The sequence below is a fragment of the Streptococcus sp. 1621 genome, from assembly GCF_013276615.1.
In the GTDB taxonomy this organism is placed as follows: Bacteria; Bacillota; Bacilli; order Lactobacillales; family Streptococcaceae; genus Streptococcus.
The window spans coordinates 20,370-37,787 of record NZ_VMLJ01000005.1 but is presented as its reverse complement, the minus strand read 5'-3'; the positions used below and the strand labels follow the sequence as shown (position 1 = coordinate 37,787).

At 39.9% G+C, this 17,418-nt stretch carries 20 protein-coding genes and 1 pseudogene; 2 read left to right on the top strand and 19 right to left on the bottom strand.

The window, feature by feature from the left end; translation table 11 throughout:
* Positions 1 to 3: 3 nt before the first annotated feature.
* The 16 genes from HT697_RS01035 to HT697_RS00965 all read right to left on the bottom strand — a co-directional run bounded on the left by HT697_RS01035 (position 4) and on the right by HT697_RS00965 (position 11,222).
* The gene (locus tag HT697_RS01035) at positions 4 to 591 is read right to left on the bottom strand and encodes a recombinase family protein (protein WP_173219497.1); all 588 of its coding nucleotides are present in this window, start codon (positions 589 to 591) and stop codon (positions 4 to 6) included.
* Between the two features lie 604 nt (positions 592 to 1,195).
* Positions 1,196 to 1,321, bottom strand: a complete 126-nt coding sequence (locus HT697_RS10430; RefSeq protein WP_007284823.1) for a PncF family bacteriocin immunity protein — start codon at positions 1,319 to 1,321, stop codon at positions 1,196 to 1,198.
* Positions 1,322 to 1,323: 2 nt separating this feature from the next.
* Positions 1,324 to 1,554, bottom strand: a complete 231-nt coding sequence (gene blpU, locus HT697_RS01030; RefSeq protein ID WP_173219511.1) for a bacteriocin-like peptide BlpU — start codon at positions 1,552 to 1,554, stop codon at positions 1,324 to 1,326.
* A 192-nt stretch (positions 1,555 to 1,746) separates the two neighbouring features.
* Positions 1,747 to 1,947 carry an SPPN_00645 family bacteriocin-like peptide gene (locus HT697_RS01025; RefSeq protein ID WP_001055966.1) on the bottom strand — a complete coding sequence of 67 codons (201 nt, stop codon included), beginning with the start codon at positions 1,945 to 1,947 and terminating at the stop codon, positions 1,747 to 1,749.
* Positions 1,948 to 2,187: 240 nt separating this feature from the next.
* Positions 2,188 to 2,370, bottom strand: a complete 183-nt coding sequence (locus tag HT697_RS01020; protein WP_000435077.1) for a class IIb bacteriocin, lactobin A/cerein 7B family — start codon at positions 2,368 to 2,370, stop codon at positions 2,188 to 2,190.
* Positions 2,371 to 2,480: 110 nt separating this feature from the next.
* Positions 2,481 to 2,621: a hypothetical protein gene (locus tag HT697_RS01015; RefSeq protein ID WP_173261794.1), complete on the bottom strand. Its 141-nt coding sequence runs from the start codon at positions 2,619 to 2,621 to the stop codon at positions 2,481 to 2,483.
* 11 nt (positions 2,622 to 2,632) lie between these two features.
* Entirely contained in the window at positions 2,633 to 2,761 is a 129-nt protein-coding gene (locus HT697_RS01010) for a smi_0059.1 family bacteriocin-like peptide (protein ID WP_033686096.1), read from the bottom strand.
* Between the two features lie 494 nt (positions 2,762 to 3,255).
* On the bottom strand, positions 3,256 to 3,987 hold the full coding sequence (locus HT697_RS01005) for a response regulator transcription factor (RefSeq protein ID WP_173261791.1): 732 nt from the start codon (positions 3,985 to 3,987) through the stop codon (positions 3,256 to 3,258).
* Positions 3,984 to 4,847, bottom strand: coding sequence for a GHKL domain-containing protein (locus HT697_RS10215; RefSeq protein WP_240149828.1), 864 nt, complete (start codon positions 4,845 to 4,847; stop codon positions 3,984 to 3,986). The genes HT697_RS01005 and HT697_RS10215 overlap by 4 nt, the downstream gene beginning before the upstream one ends.
* A gap of 505 nt (positions 4,848 to 5,352) precedes the next feature.
* Positions 5,353 to 5,487 (bottom strand): ComC/BlpC family leader-containing pheromone/bacteriocin, encoded by a 135-nt coding sequence (locus HT697_RS00995; RefSeq protein WP_049551059.1) that lies wholly within the window; start codon positions 5,485 to 5,487, stop codon positions 5,353 to 5,355.
* Positions 5,488 to 5,639: 152 nt separating this feature from the next.
* Complete coding sequence (locus HT697_RS00990; RefSeq protein ID WP_173219491.1) at positions 5,640 to 6,809, bottom strand: N-acetylmuramoyl-L-alanine amidase family protein; 1,170 nt, start codon at positions 6,807 to 6,809, stop codon at positions 5,640 to 5,642.
* 112 nt (positions 6,810 to 6,921) lie between these two features.
* Positions 6,922 to 7,773, bottom strand: a complete 852-nt coding sequence (locus HT697_RS00985) for a C40 family peptidase (RefSeq protein WP_240147171.1) — start codon at positions 7,771 to 7,773, stop codon at positions 6,922 to 6,924.
* Between the two features lie 284 nt (positions 7,774 to 8,057).
* Positions 8,058 to 8,291, bottom strand: a complete 234-nt coding sequence (locus HT697_RS00980) for an acyl carrier protein (protein ID WP_173219484.1) — start codon at positions 8,289 to 8,291, stop codon at positions 8,058 to 8,060.
* Between the two features lie 5 nt (positions 8,292 to 8,296).
* Positions 8,297 to 9,289, bottom strand: a complete 993-nt coding sequence (gene plsX / locus HT697_RS00975) for a phosphate acyltransferase PlsX (protein WP_050072407.1) — start codon at positions 9,287 to 9,289, stop codon at positions 8,297 to 8,299.
* Positions 9,286 to 10,056 carry a DNA repair protein RecO gene (recO, locus tag HT697_RS00970; protein WP_173261785.1) on the bottom strand — a complete coding sequence of 257 codons (771 nt, stop codon included), beginning with the start codon at positions 10,054 to 10,056 and terminating at the stop codon, positions 9,286 to 9,288. Before recO ends, plsX begins: the two co-directional genes overlap by 4 nt.
* On the bottom strand, positions 10,053 to 11,222 hold the full coding sequence (locus HT697_RS00965; protein WP_173261782.1) for a pyridoxal phosphate-dependent aminotransferase: 1,170 nt from the start codon (positions 11,220 to 11,222) through the stop codon (positions 10,053 to 10,055). Before HT697_RS00965 ends, recO begins: the two co-directional genes overlap by 4 nt.
* Before the next feature lie 570 nt (positions 11,223 to 11,792).
* Between HT697_RS00965 and HT697_RS00960 the strand changes: the two genes are divergently transcribed.
* A complete protein-coding gene (locus HT697_RS00960) occupies positions 11,793 to 12,803 on the top strand; it encodes a YeiH family protein (RefSeq protein WP_173261778.1) in 1,011 nt (336 codons plus the stop codon).
* Positions 12,804 to 12,833: 30 nt separating this feature from the next.
* Here the strand turns inward: HT697_RS00960 and HT697_RS00955 are convergent, their stop codons facing one another.
* Both HT697_RS00955 and polA read right to left on the bottom strand, forming a co-directional pair.
* Entirely contained in the window at positions 12,834 to 13,271 is a 438-nt protein-coding gene (locus tag HT697_RS00955) for a CoA-binding protein (RefSeq protein ID WP_000076477.1), read from the bottom strand.
* Positions 13,272 to 13,355: 84 nt separating this feature from the next.
* Positions 13,356 to 15,989: a DNA polymerase I gene (gene polA, locus HT697_RS00950; protein WP_173261773.1), complete on the bottom strand. Its 2,634-nt coding sequence runs from the start codon at positions 15,987 to 15,989 to the stop codon at positions 13,356 to 13,358.
* Positions 15,990 to 16,136: 147 nt separating this feature from the next.
* Here polA and HT697_RS00945 point away from each other — a divergent pair, with 147 nt between their 5' ends.
* A complete protein-coding gene (locus tag HT697_RS00945; protein ID WP_173261770.1) occupies positions 16,137 to 17,108 on the top strand; it encodes an Rpn family recombination-promoting nuclease/putative transposase in 972 nt (323 codons plus the stop codon).
* 152 nt (positions 17,109 to 17,260) lie between these two features.
* Here HT697_RS00945 and HT697_RS00940 read toward each other — a convergent pair.
* Positions 17,261 to 17,418, bottom strand: a pseudogene (locus tag HT697_RS00940) (choline-binding protein A); the annotation flags it as partial.

Sequence of the window (17,418 nt, the reverse complement as noted above, 5' to 3'; positions counted from 1 at the left end):
GAACTATGAATTTTTTATCCAATTATGAAAGGTGCTTTTTGATACTCCTAAGATGTCTGCACCTTCTCGTAAGGTTATTTCTTTTTTCTTATATTGAGCTATCACATCAGGGAAATTATTCGGGACAACCAATTTTGGTCTACCGAATTTCTTCCCTTTTTTCTGTGCTTCCCGTATTCCTTCCATTTGTCTTTGTTTGATTTGTTCTCTTTCAAACTGTGCCACATAAGATAGGACTTGTAAAACGATATCGGAGATTAGTTTTCCTGTGATATTATCATTGCTATTCTTTGTATTTAATAAGGGGAAATCTAAAACAGTTATATTTACTTTCTTTTTCTTAGTAATTGCTTGCCATTGTTCTAAAATTTCATCATAGTTTCTTCCCAACCTATCAATTGATTTAATAACCAATTCATCATTCTCTTTCAAGGTAGCTAATAATTTTTGATATTCCATTCTGTCAAAATCTTTTCCTGAAACGTAATCAATAAAAATATTTTCTTTTGATAATTTGTTTTCTACTAAGGCTGAAAATTGCCTATCAATATTTTGTTCTTTTGTAGATACTCGAACATAACCGTAACGCATAAAAACTCTCCTTTTTACACTTATTGTAAAATATAAAAAAGGGCAAAATGCCCTCAAGGAGTAGTGTATTCAACTTCTAGCAATTATATATTAGTTCAAACTGGTTCATCAAGCCTTAAAAGTATGTAAAAAATCACAAACTAAGACCTTCTTCATTCCTTTTCTTCAACTTTCCTAATTTCTATGCCTATTTTTTATCAAAAATACATGTAAAACTCCAAATGATGCAAATAGACACTTCAACTGTACTTTTCAGCAAAAAAATAGGCAGAACAAGCGTCCTACCTACTAAAAATATGCTATTGAAAGGAAAATGATTTTTTACTGACACCCTAGGCAAGCTTGGAACAAATAAATCATTGATAGTAACATTTGTGACATCCTATTTATTACTACAATTTCCAATGTCCCTGCTATTTCTAAGCCACCTCTGGTATGATCTATTCATAGTCAGAATAGATAACACCGTTCTAAATTACGATTCATAGTTACTCCTTTTTTTGATTCGTTACTACAAGACTCCTATTTACCTGATAAGAGGAGAGATGGTCCTCTTTACATGTGCAAGATAATTTTGAATCAGATTCATCATTTATCGTTCTGATTATTTTTTGACAAATTTTTCTGTTTTCTTCTCCGAAGACTTTAAAAATTTTTTTCTAATTAAATCATCCATATAAGGACCAAATATACCAACTACTAAACCAATAATAAAACTTTTAAAATCCATAATTACCACCAACATGTCGCTGCATATGCCACACCTCCAAGTATAGCTCCTCCCGCAGCACCAGTTGCTGCACCTTGCCATGTTCCTGTTTTAATTCCTAGCTGAAGACCTCGTGCTGCTCCTCCTCCAACACCTGCTTTGGCAAAATCTCCCCAATTGCATCCGCCACCTTCAAGGCAAGCAAGCATCTCAGTATCCATAAGTTCAAATTGTGACATCGTTTTTGTATTTATAACGAATACCTCTTTTTTATTTTTAATATTTGTCTTGTTACAAACTTGATAAGTTTGGTATAGCAGTGTTTATTAAATTGTTTCATCCAAATCTTGAATTACTGAAATAATCATTCCCTGTATTCCTCTTATTTATCTATTCGAAAACGAATTCAAAAATATAATATATGATATTCATTTTAATAAACTATATTAATAAAATGCATTGTAAACATTTCGCCCAAATGATCTACCAGCATTATAGATACCACCGAAAAATCTTCCCGTACTATCAATCACTTTGTGGACATCGATGTTAATATTACCTCTCCATGACACTCGACCACCCTCTACTGTTGCCAAATCTTTTTCTGTAAGACTTGTAAATTTTTCTTCAATTTTTATCATATTCATTATGTCTGTTCCTCTTTATCTATAATTTTTTATTAAAACAAATAATTGTAAATTGTTTCGCCAAACTTCTGCCCCGCCCAATAAACCGGTCCTAAAAGTAATGTCCCTAAAGCATAAATCCCAACTACTCCAACTATGAAAATGAATACTTTTACAGGAATTGACTGCAAACTGTAAAAATTCTCTACCCTAGTAATCCAACTTTCTATTATGCGTTCCATTAGCGCTCATCCTTCCCTGTTAACGTCCACGACGCTTAGCATGTGCTCCTGAAGCACCATCTACCGCACCCAATAAAAATGTTCCTGCAATTGCGACTCCTCCAACTACTACCAGACCAAATAGCAAGCCTCCTTCTACATCGGCCAATTCCTCATGACTCATTACATGAAAATTATTTTCCATATTTTTAATTTGTTCCATCTTATTCTCCTTTTTTGATTCTTAACAATTGAAAAAGGTAGTTATTTGTATTTCCTTTTTCATATATTCTGTTCATTGTTGTAGGTAAGCTTCACTCTCTAAATATTATCTTAGAATCCAAATAATGCACGACGTAAAATGAACCCCACCATTAAACCATGTTGGTAACTTGCCTCACTACCACCCACCAGCAAGGCTAAGTCGCTTTCCTTTAATACCTCAACAGTATACTTATCATTCATTTCATTCATCGCTTATCCTCCTAAAAACCTAAACCCCTACGAAATCCAAGGTACCAATCTGCAAGGGTCTTCGCCCAACTTTCTCCACCTTGAATATCGGTCAATTCTTCCGAAGTTAGCTCAACAAATCCATAGTAATGTTCTTTCATTATTTTATTCCTTTCTTTTTCGTCTCACTTATTTATTCGAAAAATAATTCGAAAATGTACAACTAAATTAAATTTTATTTCAAAAATAATTTAATGTACCATGAATAGAAAATCGGTAGATACATAAGCCAGGCTCCTTTCCTTTTCCTCTTACTTATCTATTCGAAAAAAATTTCGAAAATGTACAACTAAATTAAATTTTATTTCAAAAATAATTTAATATACCATGAATAGAAAATTGGTAGATACATGAACTAGGCTCCTTTCCTTTTCCTCTTACTTATCTATTCGAAAAAAATTTCGAAAATGTACAACTAAATTAAATTTATTTAAAAAATAACTCAGTGAACCATGGGTAGAACATTGATATAAACATGAACTAGGCTCCTTTCCTTTTCCTCTTACTTATCTATTCGAAAAAAAGTCAAAAAAATAAGAATATCAGAAAATTTTCCGACATTCTTATTGATAAACTCATCCAAGTCTAACAGATATTAGACATTGAGATGTTTTTTAAGTGTTCTTCTGGCTGTTCGTGATACGGGGAAGTGCAAGCCTTCTAACAAGGTCACTTCTGTGGCAGTCATCTCTTCAATTGCTTGTAAACTGACTAAAGTATTGCGATTGGCATAGACAAAGTAATCTTTTTCAGCCTTAGTAGCGATATCCTTGAGACTACCATAAATGGTCTTGATAGAATGATTGGCATAATAGACCTTGATACGGTGGGATTCTACTGAGGTTTCAAAGGCTAAAATCTCATGGTAGGGCAGAGTGAAGCCCCGTCTTCCCTCAAAACTATAGGTGAAGAGACGCATATTTTCCCTCTTATCTACTGCCAGTACATAGTCCAGACAGCGCTCCAGCTGATGACGGTAATCCTCCTCAGGCTGATCCTTGGAAATAAAATCCAAGGCAGACAAGTGATAGCGAAAAGCTAGAGGCAAGGCCTCCGAGTGCGTGGACACAAAGACAATGCTTGTAAAGGGATCTCGCTCCCGAACCTGTTGAGCAACTTGAAAGCCCCGTTCACGCTCTCCATCAATCTCTAAATCCAATAAATAGAGTTGGTAATGGTCAAAATACTGAGAATACTTTTCAACATCTCCATAGCTTTTAGCAATATCAATTTCCAATCTTAAATTGCGAGAGCGACCGATATCTAGTAAAGTCTGCTCTATACGCCCCTGCTGGACTCTATCATCTTCCAAAACTAAAATTCTCATTTCTCTCCCCCTCGTTTCTCATCCTTAAATGGCAATTCTAAATCTTGTCTAAAAGTCGTCTCTCCTAGCTGAGTATCTAAGTTTAAATCATAATGAAAAACCATATCCTCCAAGGTCGCTAAGCCCAGTCCACTGTGGTTACCCTTGGTCGAATAACCCTTTTGACTGAGAATGCTAGGATTCAGTTCTTCTTTCTTACGAGTGTTTTCAATGATAAAACGGACACTCCTATCACCTGCCAACAAAGCAACCCGAATCTGCGGATTTTCAGACTCACTGGCTGCTTCTAAGGCATTTGTCGTGAGGATAGAGAGGATACGGATAGCCTCCAACATCGGCAATGCCAGCTCTTCGACAACCCCCACCGTCTCCAAACTAAAATGAATTCCTTGATTATCGGCCACAATCATGGCTTTTGCCAAGGTATTACGAATGGCTATGTCATGGATATTATGAAGATTAAAGGCCGTGTAATCTGCCTTCCTCAGCTTTTCATTGGTCTTTAGAAAGACATCTTGATAAATGGTAGAGACCTCAGCCATGTCTTGATTAGCTATAGCAGGCTCCATGCTGGCGACAATTCCCGCAAAATCATGACGGAAACCTCGAACCTCATCATAGAGATGACCCAGCTTGTCCACCATCCCTTGCAAGGAACGATTTTCATCTTCCTGTCTCTGAATGGTCTGCTCATCACGATAAACCTGCTCTAAATGCTTGATATAAAAGAGCCAAGAGAAAAAGAGAATGAAAATCAGGAGAGAAATGGTCGTGTCAAAACGAACGTAGAAAGGATTACATCCCCCAGACATGATGGATGAAAACAGTCTGAAACCAAACAATAAGAATAAAATCCACATACTTTTCATCACTAACGATTGAAATTTATCTAAAAATAATATATTGAAATCAATTCCCCATCGTCTTAAAATGACAACAGACAAAAACAACGAAATCAAACTAAATACAGAATTAAATCCACTGTGTAAAAAATCAGATAGTTCAGAGTAGTCAAATATCAATCGTATTATAAATGTCAAAATCAAATATCGAATACTTTGATAAAACACAAATAGATAGAGGGCAAGAAAGAGAGCTTCCTTCTTCTTTTTCTTTAACACAATCAAAAATATTATATAAAAGAATAATAAATTAGCAATATGAGAGAAACTCGGAAAAACGAAGGTAGCAGCTAGATGTAAAACTACCAAAAGAAATATAGAACGTTTGTCATAAAATGATTTAGATAGTTGACCACCCAGATAAATCGGAGGAGCTAGTATATTGATTAAAATCAATATGAAACATAAAAATTCAAGAAATATAATCATAAATCTGTTTAGTTAACACATTTTAATCAAAATACTATCTTGGCTCTGGGCGTAGATGTAGCCAATGGTAAATATCTTCAAAAATCCCTCCACCATTCACTTCCTCCAAAACCTCTGGAGTTAACTCTTCAAATTGTTCTAATTCTACAAATGTATTTTTCATTTCCATGACAGACTCCTTTTCATTATTTCATAGATAACTCTATCCCCTGTTCCATCTACAAAAGGCTTTAGTTTCCTTTTAAAATACAAGAAATCTAAAGCCTCCTGAAAATGGTATATTGGTTAGAGCGTTAACGATTAGTTGTGAAGATGTTATTTTTATTTAACCACAACCACTTTATAATATTCGTTTGAGTGTGGAGATTCAATCTTAATTTTTTCACCATATAAACCATCGATTTCTTTATCCAGATAATCTGAAACTCCTGATGGCAAGCGTTTCATCTTAAGAATTTCACCAGATTGATCCGCATAGGCTAGGATGTGATAGTGGGTTGTAGCCATACCATCATCAATCAATACAAAGTAACCTGTTTTGAGCTTACCTTGCTCATTTTCTAAATAGTATAGTTTATTGTTATTGATTGTAAAGTGGGTAGCTCCAAGACGAAGTCGTGCACCTGGATTTTCTAAATAGACATCATTGCCAACTTTTTTAATCTCTGAATAGGTTGTCATTGCTGGGATATTAACCACACGATGTCCATTTTCATCAAAGTAGTAGCGATTTGGTAAGTTTTGGAAGTTCTGTACAACTGCCTTAGGATCAATTTCTTGTCCTTCTTCTTTATTATCCACTAAAGCTAAGGTAGTATTTGCAACCTCATCTCCATATTTATTAGAAAACTTCTTGAACTCTGGTCTGATATACCAAGCATTTTTTTCAATAATAACATCGTCACCTTTAGCATTTAGCAAATATTCTTGCCCATCTCCAAGTTTGACAATATCATGAATATTGTATCCAGCATCTTTTCTATTTGCTAGATAGCCATCCTTACCAATGACATAACTTTCCCCATCACTGGCTGGAACAGCTCTATCTGCGACCATAGCACCTGATTTTTCAAAGTAAGACCATTTACCATCTATGAACTCCCAACCTGTCATCATAGAACCACTAAAATGAAGATAGTACCATGTAGACCCTTCTTTGTACCAACCTGTACGCATGGCGCCACTACTTGCGAGCGAATACCATGTGTTACCTTCCTTGTACCAGCCAGTACGCATAGCTCCACTATCTGCTAGTGAATACCATGTATCACCGTCTTTGAGCCATCCTGTCTGCATTTTACCAGTGCTGTCGAAGTGATACCATGAGCCAGCATTTTGTACCCATTTATCCTTAGCTAGACTGCCATCTTGAGAAAGATTCCAGTCAGCACCATTTTTAACCCAAGTATCTGCAGCCTGTGCTTGGTTGATAGATAAAAGCAAACCAGCACCTACAAGCAAACCAAGTGTAAGTAGTTTAGATTTTTTCATAGCCATTTCCTCCTTTATTGAATAGCTATAAGAGGGCTTCCCCTCTTTATTTAGCTATATTCTAATACTTTTCATTGTCAAAGTCAATAATATTGTGAAAAATTAGACAATATTACCAATATCTACGAATTGTATTTTGAGTAATACCGTATTGATTCATATAAGAAACATATTGACCTGGATATGGAGCATGAACTACCTTTCCACCACCAACATAAATACCTACGTGGTCATTTGTCTCTTCACTATTATACAAAATCAAATCTCCAGCTTGTTGAGAACCATTACTTACATAACTTCCTCCTGTTGCTTGACCATAGGTTACTCTAGGAATACTAATATCAAACTTAGCATGAATAGCCATCGTAAATCCTGAACAATCTACGCCACTATTCAAATCTGCCCCACCCCAAACATATGGAATTCTTCCTACAAATGTCTCTGCGTATTCACCAAGAGCTTGCCCACGATTTTCTACCCATACACCACTGTCTCTAAAGAAGTATGGTGTACCATTCACACGTTGATAACCAGTTACCATAGCACCACTAGCAGATAAGTAGTAATAATTACCATCAGGTTGAATCCAAGTATTTTCTTTCATCCATCCTTGGTCATCAAAATAGTACCACTTGCCATCTAATTGTTCCCAATTTTTAGCATACCCACCTGAACCGTATTTAAACCACCATTTACCATTGGTTTGCATCCATGTTCCTTTCGGATCACGATATTGATTGAAAGCTTTCTTCTCTTGATTTCCCTCTGCTTGGGTTTCTTTATCTTCAAAACCAATCAATTTTACTTGATCAGCTTCTTCAGCTTTTATCTTGCCTTGATTAACTAATTGAGCAATCGCTTCTTTCTCACTTGCTGATGGGGAATCAGCATAGGCTACCGTAGTATTTGCTAGGAGAACGCCTCCTGCAAGAACTAACAAACTAGAATAAAGATATTTTTTCATCATAAAAATCCTTTCTTTTTCTCCTTTTTGGAGATTGATTTTTTCTGACTTTATTATATCCCTTATTTCTCCTCAGATTTCTACTGTCCCTAGAAAGACTAAATCTGTTCCTAAACGGTCACTTATACTCAATGAAAATCAAAGAGCAAACTAGGAAGCTAGCCGCAGGTTGCTCAAAACACTGTTTTGAGGTGGCAGATAGAGCTGACGTGGTTTGAAGAGATTTTCGAATAGTATTAAGCCAAATAAAAAATTCCAAAGCAAATGCCTTGGAACTCCGATTGCTATTTTCCTTGAATGATTTTAACCACATCTCCTACACTTTGGAGTTGGTCAATTTCCTCATCGCTGATTTCGATATTAAATTCATCTTCCAGCGTCAAGATAAACTCCATCAAGTCAACTGAGTCAGCATCCAAGTCGTCTTTCAGACTCAAGGATTCTGTCACGACAAAGCCCTCTCCCTGTCGCTCTTGGATAATGGTCACAATACGGTCAAAAATTTCTTTTTCTGTCATCTCTTTTATTCTCCTGAAAATTCACGCGCAGTCTGGGCAACTACGTCTGTTTCTAGCATGGTACGAATCTGGCGGATTGTACTATAAACAGCCTTGGCATCGCTTGAGCCATGAGTCTTGACAACAGGTGCCTTGACACCAAACAAGACTGCTCCACCAACATCTGAGTAGTTGAGCTGTTTTTTCAAACCTCTGAGGCTGTCCTTGAGAAGGAGGGCGCCTAGTTTCGCTCGAAGACCACCACCTGTAATAGCGGTCTTGAGCAAGCCCATGATTCCCATGGCTGTCCCTTCAATAGACTTGAGCACAGCGTTTCCCGTGAAACCATCTGCCACGACAACATCCGCAACTCCATTCATCAAATCACGCGCTTCCACATTTCCGATAAAGTTCAAACTTTCATCAGCTGCTAGTAATTCGTAGGTTTCCTTGCGAAGCGGGTCGCCCTTACTACTCTCTGTTCCGTTATTGAGCAAGCCAACGCGTGGTTGCGCAATTCCACGGACATTTTTAGCATAGAAAGAACCTAGAACCGCATATTGATGGAGGTGCTGGGCTGTATTTTCTGCATTAGCACCGAGGTCCAGCATGTCAAAACCTTTCCCATCAATAGTCGGCAATGTTGACATAAGCCCAGGACGGTCGATATTCTTGATACGACCCACGATGAAAAATCCTGCCGCTAGTAAAGCACCTGTATTCCCAGCTGAGAGAACAGCGTCTGCTTCGCCGTCTTTGACAGCCTTGGCCGCCAATACCATACTGGCATTTTTCTTCTTCCGAATTGCTCTCGTAGGTTCATCGTCTGAATCAATCTTCTCATCCGTATGGATAATGCTGACGCGCTCTGTCGCTGTCAGATATTGCTTGATTTTAGCTTCATCTCCATAGAGTTGAACCTCGATATCTGAAAAGTCAGCCAAGGCTTGATTGACACCCTCAACGATGGCCTGAGGTGCGTAATCGCCTCCCATGGCATCTACTGCGATTTTTTTCATTTGTCTTCCTCTTTTAGTAATTGTCCCCAGTCGGATAGGGAATCAATAAATTTCTTTGATTTTAGGTGAATACCAACGTACTCTTCGTAGAGTTGATCCATAAATTGGCGTAGCTCTTGCTTGATTTCAGGCTTGAGCGAAATGGTCTCCAAGGTCTCAAAATCAATGGCTTGAAACTGATTGAGCAGATAAGGGATATTGGGATTGAGATGGCAACGTCTCTCATCTTCATAATAATGATCTGGACAGAGGCAGGCTCCATATTTGAAAGAAAAATCAAAAGCCTGACCGACCCGATGGCAGAAGACACACTCATTAAAATTGAGGCTAATCCCAAATCGAGTCAAGATTTGGATTTCAAAAATATTGGTCAAAACCTGATAATCCAAGCCCGCTTCCATCAACTCCAAGGTCTTTTGCAAAAAAGCAAACAAGGGAGCATCTTGCTGATTGTCCTGCAAACTAGCATCGGCAAGAGCTGCTACGTAGGTCGCATAAGCCATGACAAAGAGATCGCTATTAATCTTGGGAAAAGTCATCACCTCATGATAGTCCTCAATGTAGCTAAGCCCGTCATCATTGATTCGTAAGAGAAATCGAGCCAGCACCAAGGGCTGAATAACAGACGCCAGTTTGGATTGACCAGCATGTTTGACGAAAAACATGCGTTTACCAGCCTGCTCTGTAAAGATTTTGACTAGCTTATCATCCTCACGAAAGTTGCGATTGTAGAGCACCAAGCCTTGACTCGTGATAGACTGAATCATGCTTCTCTCATATACTCCTCAAGCCGTTTCATGGCTTCTTTGATAGTCTCCATGCTGGCTGCATAAGACAGGCGAACATAGCCTTCACCATAACGCCCAAAGGCAGCACCAGGGATAAAGGCAACGGCCTTCTTCTGAGCAAAATCCTTGAGAAAGGCAAAGGAGTCTTGGTTGTAGCCCGCTGGAATCTTAGCAAAGATATAGAAGGCACCGTCTGGTTTGATAATCTCAAAACCAAGAGCAGTCATTTTCTCGATAATATAATCTCGACGCTGGATGTATTCCTTCTTCATCGGTTCCGCATCGTTTTTACCAGCCGTCAAGGCCTCCACCGCAGCGTGTTGAGCCATAGTATTTGCGGCAGTCACCAAGTACTGGTGACTCTTGATTAACTGGGCTGTGAAGGCCGCAGGAGCGAAAATCAGCCCCAAACGCCAACCGGTCATAGCATGCGATTTAGATAGACCATTGATAATAATAGCCTGGTCTCTCAACATCGTTCCTAGAGACACATGGGCTTCGCCTGTGTAGGTCAATTCTGAGTAAACCTCATCACAGACAACGAAAATCTCGTACTTGCGTAAAACAGCTGCCAAGGCCTCCAACTGCTCCCGACTGTAGGTAATTCCTGTCGGATTTGCTGGATAGTTGAGAATAACCGCCTTGAGCTTGTCACCCTGCTCCAAAATGGCCTTCTCCAACATCTCAGGAGTCAAGACAAAACCATTTTCAGTCGTATCAATCTCGACAATCTCTGCCCCAACTAGATTGACAATCGGTTCATAACCCGGATAAGCAGGAGCTGGCAAGAGCACCTTGTCTCCCTCTTCCAAAATAGCCGTCAAAGTCGCAGATAAAGCCTCTGTCGCCCCAATTGTAACCAAGATTTCATTTTCAGGAGCATAGTCCAGTTGGTACTTTTCCTTAACAAAGTCACTGGCCGCCTTACGTAGAGTCAGCAGACCACTCATCCCTGTATAGTAGGATTGGTTCTGATCAATCGCTCGCTTGGCCGCCTCCTTGATATGATCTGGCGTTGTAAAATCAGGTTCCCCCAAAGTCAAACGCAAGACCCCAGGAATCTCCGAAATAGCCTGGTCAAACTGACGAATCAACGAAACTTGAATCTTATCTAACTGTTTATTAAAGCGCTTAGTTAAGTCCATAGATACCTCCTACTGTAAAAACGTATCTCTATTATACTACAAAAGCCCCCCGACCGCAAAAATACATGATAGAATAACGCTAGCATGACAAATTGAAGTGTGTTAATTTAAATTGATTACCACACTATGTTTTTAGAATACTCAATGAAAATCTCATGAGACTAGGAATCGAGGTGAAAGCATAACTAAAGTTAGGTAAGCCGAAGATGACAACGTATCATGAGATTTTCGACGAGTATTGAGGTTTTGATAATCTTCGTTACAACTATTCTAGCACCATTACTGATTACTATTACCGGTAATGTCATTTCTGAGTGGATAGTCAGAAAGTGGTTAGATAAGCGCGACAAAAAAATATAACCTGAGTTTAGTTTTAATGTAACTGGACAAAAAGAAATACCAGAGGTGGAGCTCTGGTATTTTTGTTTTTGCCAAGACTTCGTTACAGTTCTTGTAAGATTATTATTACATAATTAGCACTACTTGTCAAATAATTGTTAGCTCCACTTTCTATTTTACTTTTCCTCTTTACAGGTCTATAATGGTAACAGATTCTATTTGGAGGTTTTTATGTCATTTCTATCAAAAAATGGAGCAGGCATCTTGGCCTGCCTTCTCATTTCCATCCTATCTTGGTACTTAGGAGGATTCTTCCCTGTGATTGGCGCGCCCGTTTTTGCCATTTTCATAGGCATGCTTCTCCATCCCTTTCTCTCACCCTATAAACAACTGGATGCTGGATTGACCTTTAGTTCCAAGAAATTGCTCCAGTATGCCGTTATCTTGCTTGGTTTTGGTCTCAATATCTCGCAAGTCTTCGCAGTTGGGCAATCTTCACTCCCTGTCATCCTTTCCACCATTTCAATAGCCTTGATTGTTGCCTACCTCTTCCAGCGTTTCTTTGCACTGGACACAAAACTGGCTACCTTGATTGGAGTGGGGTCTTCTATCTGTGGGGGCTCTGCCATTGCGGCGACAGCGCCCGTTATCCATGCCAAGGAAAAGGAAGTAGCCCAAGCCATCTCCGTTATCTTTTTCTTCAATGTCTTGGCTGCGCTCATCTTTCCAACCCTAGGTACCTGGCTTCATCTATCCAATGAAGGCTTCGCCCTCTTTGCAGGAACTGCGGTCAATGATACTTCCTCTGTAACGGCTACCGCCAGCGCCTGGGACAGTCTCTACCAAACTAATACCCTCGAATCCGCAACCATTGTCAAACTCACACGCACCCTAGCTATTATCCCCATCACTCTCTTTCTCTCCTACTGGCAAAGTCGCGAGCAAAAAAATAAGCAAGGATTGCAACTGAAAAAAATCTTCCCACTTTTTATCCTTTACTTCATCCTTGCCTCTCTCCTCACTACACTACTTACCTCTCTAGGTGTGTCCAGTAGTTTCTTTACCCCTCTCAAACAACTCTCCAAATTCCTTATTATCATGGCCATGAGTGCTATCGGTCTCAAAACCAATTTAGTAGCTATGGTCAAATCCAGTGGAAAATCCATTGTTCTCGGAGCCATCTGCTGGATTGCCATCATCCTCACTAGTCTTGGTATGCAGACCCTTATCGGCATTTTCTAATACAAAAGGTAGCCCATCAGCTACCTTTTCTTATGCTTCCTCAATCAAGCGTGTATGTTCTCTCTTAATACAGCGATTCATCACGATGTCATCACATCCACCAGCACGCAAGATTTCTTCCGCTTCTAGACTTTCAAGTCCTAGCTGTGCCCAAAAAATCTTAGCATCAGCCTTGAGAAAATCACGCGCCACATCTGGCAAAAACTCACTGCGACGGTAAACATTAACAATATCTACAGGAAAAGGAATCTCAGCGAGACTAGCATAAGCCTTTTCACCCAAGATTTCTCCACCTGCCGCCTTGGGATTGACTGGGATAATTTTATAACCCCGAGCCTGCATTTCCTTAGTCACTCGATTGCTGGTTGTTTCCTCACGGTCTGACAAACCCACAACAGCAAGGGTTTTACTCGTTGCGAGATACTGACGAATCACACCATCACTTGGATTGATAAATTCTTGACTCATAAAAATCCTCCTTTTTCATCAGTATAACACATTTTGAAAAGGCTTGCATAATTCTACTACAAAAAAGGAAGACTAGCTCCCTTTTTATTTAGCCTCGTACCAGGTTGCCCCTTCATTCTCATCTGCGATGAGGGGAACACTGAGTTGAATGGCTTCTTCCATAGTTTGTTTGACCAATTTTTTCATCTCTGCCAATTCAAATTTAGGAACTTCAAGGACGATTTCATCGTGCACTTGCAACAGCATCTTAGTCTGATAACCACCTGCAACCAAGGCTTTGTCCAGCTGAATCATAGCAATCTTAAGAATATCTGCCGCCGACCCCTGTATAGGAGAGTTGATGGCTGTCCGCTCTGCAAAACCACGAATGTTGAAGTTGCGCGAATTGATATCTGGCAACTCACGACGACGTTTGAAAAGGGTCTCTACATGGCCCTTATCACGCGCCTCACGCACCACTTCATCCATGTAGTTTTTAATACCTGGGAAGCGTTCAAAGTAGGTATCAATATAGGCTTTGGCCTCCTTACGACTAATGCCCAAATTATTAGACAAACCAAAGTCTGAAATCCCGTAAACCACTCCAAAGTTAACCGCCTTGGCATTACGACGGTCGTTTGGAGTCACATCCTCAGGACGCTCAATGCCAAAGACCCGCATGGCTGTCGAAGTATGGATATCTGCCCCCTCTTGAAAGGCTTTAATCAAGTGCTCATCCTTAGAGATATGCGCCAAAACGCGCAATTCAATCTGTGAATAGTCCGAGCTGAGAAGGACACTATCCTCCCACTCAGGCACAAAAGCCTTACGAATGAGACGGCCCTGCTCCAAACGCACAGGAATATTTTGCAAGTTTGGATCCACACTAGACAGACGCCCAGTCTGGGTCAAATCCTGCACATAACGCGTGTGAATCTTTCCATCAGCCAAAATCCAGTCCTGCAAGCCAATTACATAAGTAGACTGAATCTTAGCAATTTGACGGTAATCCAGGATTTTCTTAACAATCGGAGCAATAGGAGCCAGGCGTTCCAAGACATCCACCGCAGTCGAGTATCCAGTTTTGGTTTTCTTAGTGTATTCTAGAGGTAGCCCCAACTTTTCAAAGAGAAGTACACCCAATTGCTTAGGAGAGTTGATATTAAACTCCTCACCAGCCAACTCGTAAATCTCTTGAGTCAGTTTTTCAATAACAAGCTCATTTTCAGCCTGCATCTCAAGCAAGGTCTCTTTCTTGACCGTAATCCCAGCAATTTCCATCTTGGCAAGGACAAAAGCCAGAGGTTGCTCCATATCATAAAGAAGCTCTAATTGCCCATTTTCGCTGAGTTTTTCAAGCAAAACAGGCTCTGTTTCGACCAACACAGCAAGCTTACGAGCTAAATGCTCCAAGAATTTCTCACGTTTAGGAATGGCCTTTTTGACACCCTTACCATAGAAAGTCTCATCATCAACCAAATAAGTCTGACCATAAAGACTAGCAATGGTCGCAATTTCATTGTCCTCCACAGTCGAAAGGAGGTATTTAGCCAAACGGCTGTCAAAAGCAGGCGCTTGCAAATCCACACCAAAGCGATTCAAGAGAACTTTAGCCTTCTTAAAGTCATACACTCTCAGAGGTGTTTTTTCTAGAAAATCCTTGAAAATCGGCTCTTGCAAAAGTTCAAGCTTGTCTGTAGCATAAAGTTTATCCCCACAAGACCAAGCAAATCCAACCAAATCATCCGTATGGTAATTCTCACCAAAAAGCTCAAAATGGAAGATAGATTCTTCACTCAGCATATCTTGACTAATTTGGTCAACAATAGTAAAGTCCAAACTTTCAGCAACATCAGCTGACGACACATTTAAAGCCTGCTTGAGCTGTTTGAAGCCCATCTCATCGTAGAATTTCCCAAGATTTTCCACATCTGGACCACTATAGACCAAATCCTCCAAACCAATCTCAATCGGTGCCTTGGTATCAATAGTCGCCAGTGTTTTAGACAAAAAGGCCTGTTCCTTATCATTGATAAGATTTTCCTTCATCTTAGAAGTCTTCATCCCATCAATATTTTCATAAATTCCCTCAAGCGAACCATGCTCCAGCAAGAGCTTGATACCCGTTTTTTCACCGATTTTGGTCACCCCAGGGATATTATCCGACTTATCACCCATGAGCGCCTTGAGATCGATAAACTGAGTCGGTGTGATGCCCATCTTTTCCATGAGATATTCTGGCGTAAAGGCCTCAAACTCAGCCACACCTTTCTTGGAAATTTCAACCACCGTATGCTCATCCGTCAGCTGAATCAAGTCCTTGTCCCCACTGACAATGGTAATATCAAAACCATCCTGCTCAGCTAGCTTATCCAGCGTCCCAATGATATCATCCGCCTCATACTGAGCCAACTCATAATGACGAATCCCCATATGATCCAGCAACTCACGAATAAAGGGAAATTGCTCACGAAACTCATCAGGAGTCTTAGCCCGACCACCCTTATAGTCCGCATACATCTCTGTACGGAAGGTCGTCTTTCCCGCATCAAAAGCCACCAAAATATGACTAGGTTCAACCCGCTCCAATAAATGGCTCAACATCAACTGAAAGCCATAAATCGCATTGGTATGCAAACCAGCCGCATTCTTAAAACGGTCCAACTGCTGATAGAGCGCAAAAAACGCCCGAAAAGCAACAGAAGACCCATCAATCAATAATAATTTTTTCTTATCCATACACCCATTATAAAGGAAAGCAGGGAAAAATACCATTGGAAAGAGCTAGAGCAAGTATTTTTCAAACTTTTTCCGAATAAATAGATAGTAGCAGTGAATCTAGTAAACCTAGATTTAAAAATGTGCTATAATGAAAGGAGAAGAAATATGACTGTACGTCATCCGGGCATTAGCCCGACCAATGATTTGGTTGCTAAGAAAATCTTTAGCAATCCAGAAATCACTTGTCAATTTATCCGTGATATGTTGGATTTACCAGCCAAAAATGTAACCATTTTGGAGGGGAGTAACATTCATGTCTTGCCTTCCCTACCGTACTCGGCTCAGGATTTTTACACTAGTATAGACGTATTGGCAGAGTTAGACAATGGGACACAAGTTATCATCGAAATACAAGTCCATCATCAGAATTTTTTCATCAATCGCCTGTGGGCTTATTTGTGCAGTCAGGTCAATCAAAATCTTGAAAAAATTCGCCAACGAGAAGGTGATACTCACCAGAGCTACAAACACATTGCCCCAGTATACGCTATTGCTATCGTAGATAGTAATTACTTCCAAGATGACTTGGCTTTCCATAGCTTTAGTATGCGCGAGGACACGACAGGTGAGGCTTTAACAATTACAAACAATGGACAAGAAAACCATCTAGTCAAGATGGCATTCTTGGAATTAAAAAAATATAGAGAAACCAGCAAAGACGAGGTTCGCAAGCCGTGGTTGGAGTTTTTCGGGAATAAACCCTTTACCCAAGAACCTGAGCGAGCTATCAGCCAAGCAGACCAACTGCTGGACTACAAGAGCTGGTCTGAGGAGGACAGGAAGATGTTTAGTCAACTACGTATGCGTGAAGAACAGGCATTGTTAGCGCAGGACTATGCCTTGGAAACAGCTAGGGCGGAAGGTATTGAACAAGGTTTAGAGCGTGGCCTTGAACGAGGACGAGCAGAAGGAATTGAACAAGGCCTAGAGCGAGGTCTTGAACGTGGTCGTGCGGAGGGGCTTGAACAGGGATTAAAAGTAGGTTTAGTAAATCTAGTCCGCCAAGGTCTCCTGACTTCCGAGGTTGCCAGCCAGCAATTGGGCATGACCGTCGCTGAGTTTGAGGCACTGTTATAAGATTATACAATCACTAATAACATAAAAGCGAACAAGAATGAAATATTGTCTTGTTCACTTTTTATTTTCTACTGTCCAACAAAGCCCTCACGCGATTATATACCACAAAAAAACAGGAGATTTCTCTCCTGTCATGATTCAACTATCTAAAATTAAACCCATTCACCGTTTCCGTTTACAGTGTAACCATTTACAGTAGTATTTACTGCAAGGGCACCTGAACCGTCAACATAGTACCATTTGTCTGAAACTTTAAACCATTGACTTACTTTCATAGCCCCTGATGCTTCAAGATAGTACCATGTACCAT

Bases quoted from the DNA above. Each gene is read 5' to 3' on its own strand.
- HT697_RS01035 (WP_173219497.1), bottom strand. From the start codon at position 591: ATGCGTTACGGTTATGTTCGAGTATCTACAAAAGAACAAAATATTGAT.
- HT697_RS10430 (WP_007284823.1), bottom strand. From the start codon at position 1,321: ATGGATTTTAAAAGTTTTATTATTGGTTTAGTAGTTGGTATATTTGGT.
- HT697_RS01025 (WP_001055966.1), bottom strand. From the start codon at position 1,947: ATGAATATGATAAAAATTGAAGAAAAATTTACAAGTCTTACAGAAAAA.
- HT697_RS01020 (WP_000435077.1), bottom strand. From the start codon at position 2,370: ATGGAACAAATTAAAAATATGGAAAATAATTTTCATGTAATGAGTCAT.
- HT697_RS01015 (WP_173261794.1), bottom strand. From the start codon at position 2,621: ATGAATGAAATGAATGATAAGTATACTGTTGAGGTATTAAAGGAAAGC.
- HT697_RS01010 (WP_033686096.1), bottom strand. From the start codon at position 2,761: ATGAAAGAACATTACTATGGATTTGTTGAGCTAACTTCGGAAGAATTG.
- HT697_RS01005 (WP_173261791.1), bottom strand. From the start codon at position 3,987: ATGAGAATTTTAGTTTTGGAAGATGATAGAGTCCAGCAGGGGCGTATA.
- HT697_RS10215 (WP_240149828.1), bottom strand. From the start codon at position 4,847: ATGTGGATTTTATTCTTATTGTTTGGTTTCAGACTGTTTTCATCCATC.
- HT697_RS00995 (WP_049551059.1), bottom strand. From the start codon at position 5,487: ATGGAAATGAAAAATACATTTGTAGAATTAGAACAATTTGAAGAGTTA.
- HT697_RS00990 (WP_173219491.1), bottom strand. From the start codon at position 6,809: ATGAAAAAATCTAAACTACTTACACTTGGTTTGCTTGTAGGTGCTGGT.
- HT697_RS00985 (WP_240147171.1), bottom strand. From the start codon at position 7,773: ATGAAAAAATATCTTTATTCTAGTTTGTTAGTTCTTGCAGGAGGCGTT.
- HT697_RS00980 (WP_173219484.1), bottom strand. From the start codon at position 8,291: ATGACAGAAAAAGAAATTTTTGACCGTATTGTGACCATTATCCAAGAG.
- plsX (WP_050072407.1), bottom strand. From the start codon at position 9,289: ATGAAAAAAATCGCAGTAGATGCCATGGGAGGCGATTACGCACCTCAG.
- recO (WP_173261785.1), bottom strand. From the start codon at position 10,056: ATGATTCAGTCTATCACGAGTCAAGGCTTGGTGCTCTACAATCGCAAC.
- HT697_RS00965 (WP_173261782.1), bottom strand. From the start codon at position 11,222: ATGGACTTAACTAAGCGCTTTAATAAACAGTTAGATAAGATTCAAGTT.
- HT697_RS00960 (WP_173261778.1), top strand. From the start codon at position 11,793: ATGTCATTTCTATCAAAAAATGGAGCAGGCATCTTGGCCTGCCTTCTC.
- HT697_RS00955 (WP_000076477.1), bottom strand. From the start codon at position 13,271: ATGAGTCAAGAATTTATCAATCCAAGTGATGGTGTGATTCGTCAGTAT.
- polA (WP_173261773.1), bottom strand. From the start codon at position 15,989: ATGGATAAGAAAAAATTATTATTGATTGATGGGTCTTCTGTTGCTTTT.
- HT697_RS00945 (WP_173261770.1), top strand. From the start codon at position 16,137: ATGACTGTACGTCATCCGGGCATTAGCCCGACCAATGATTTGGTTGCT.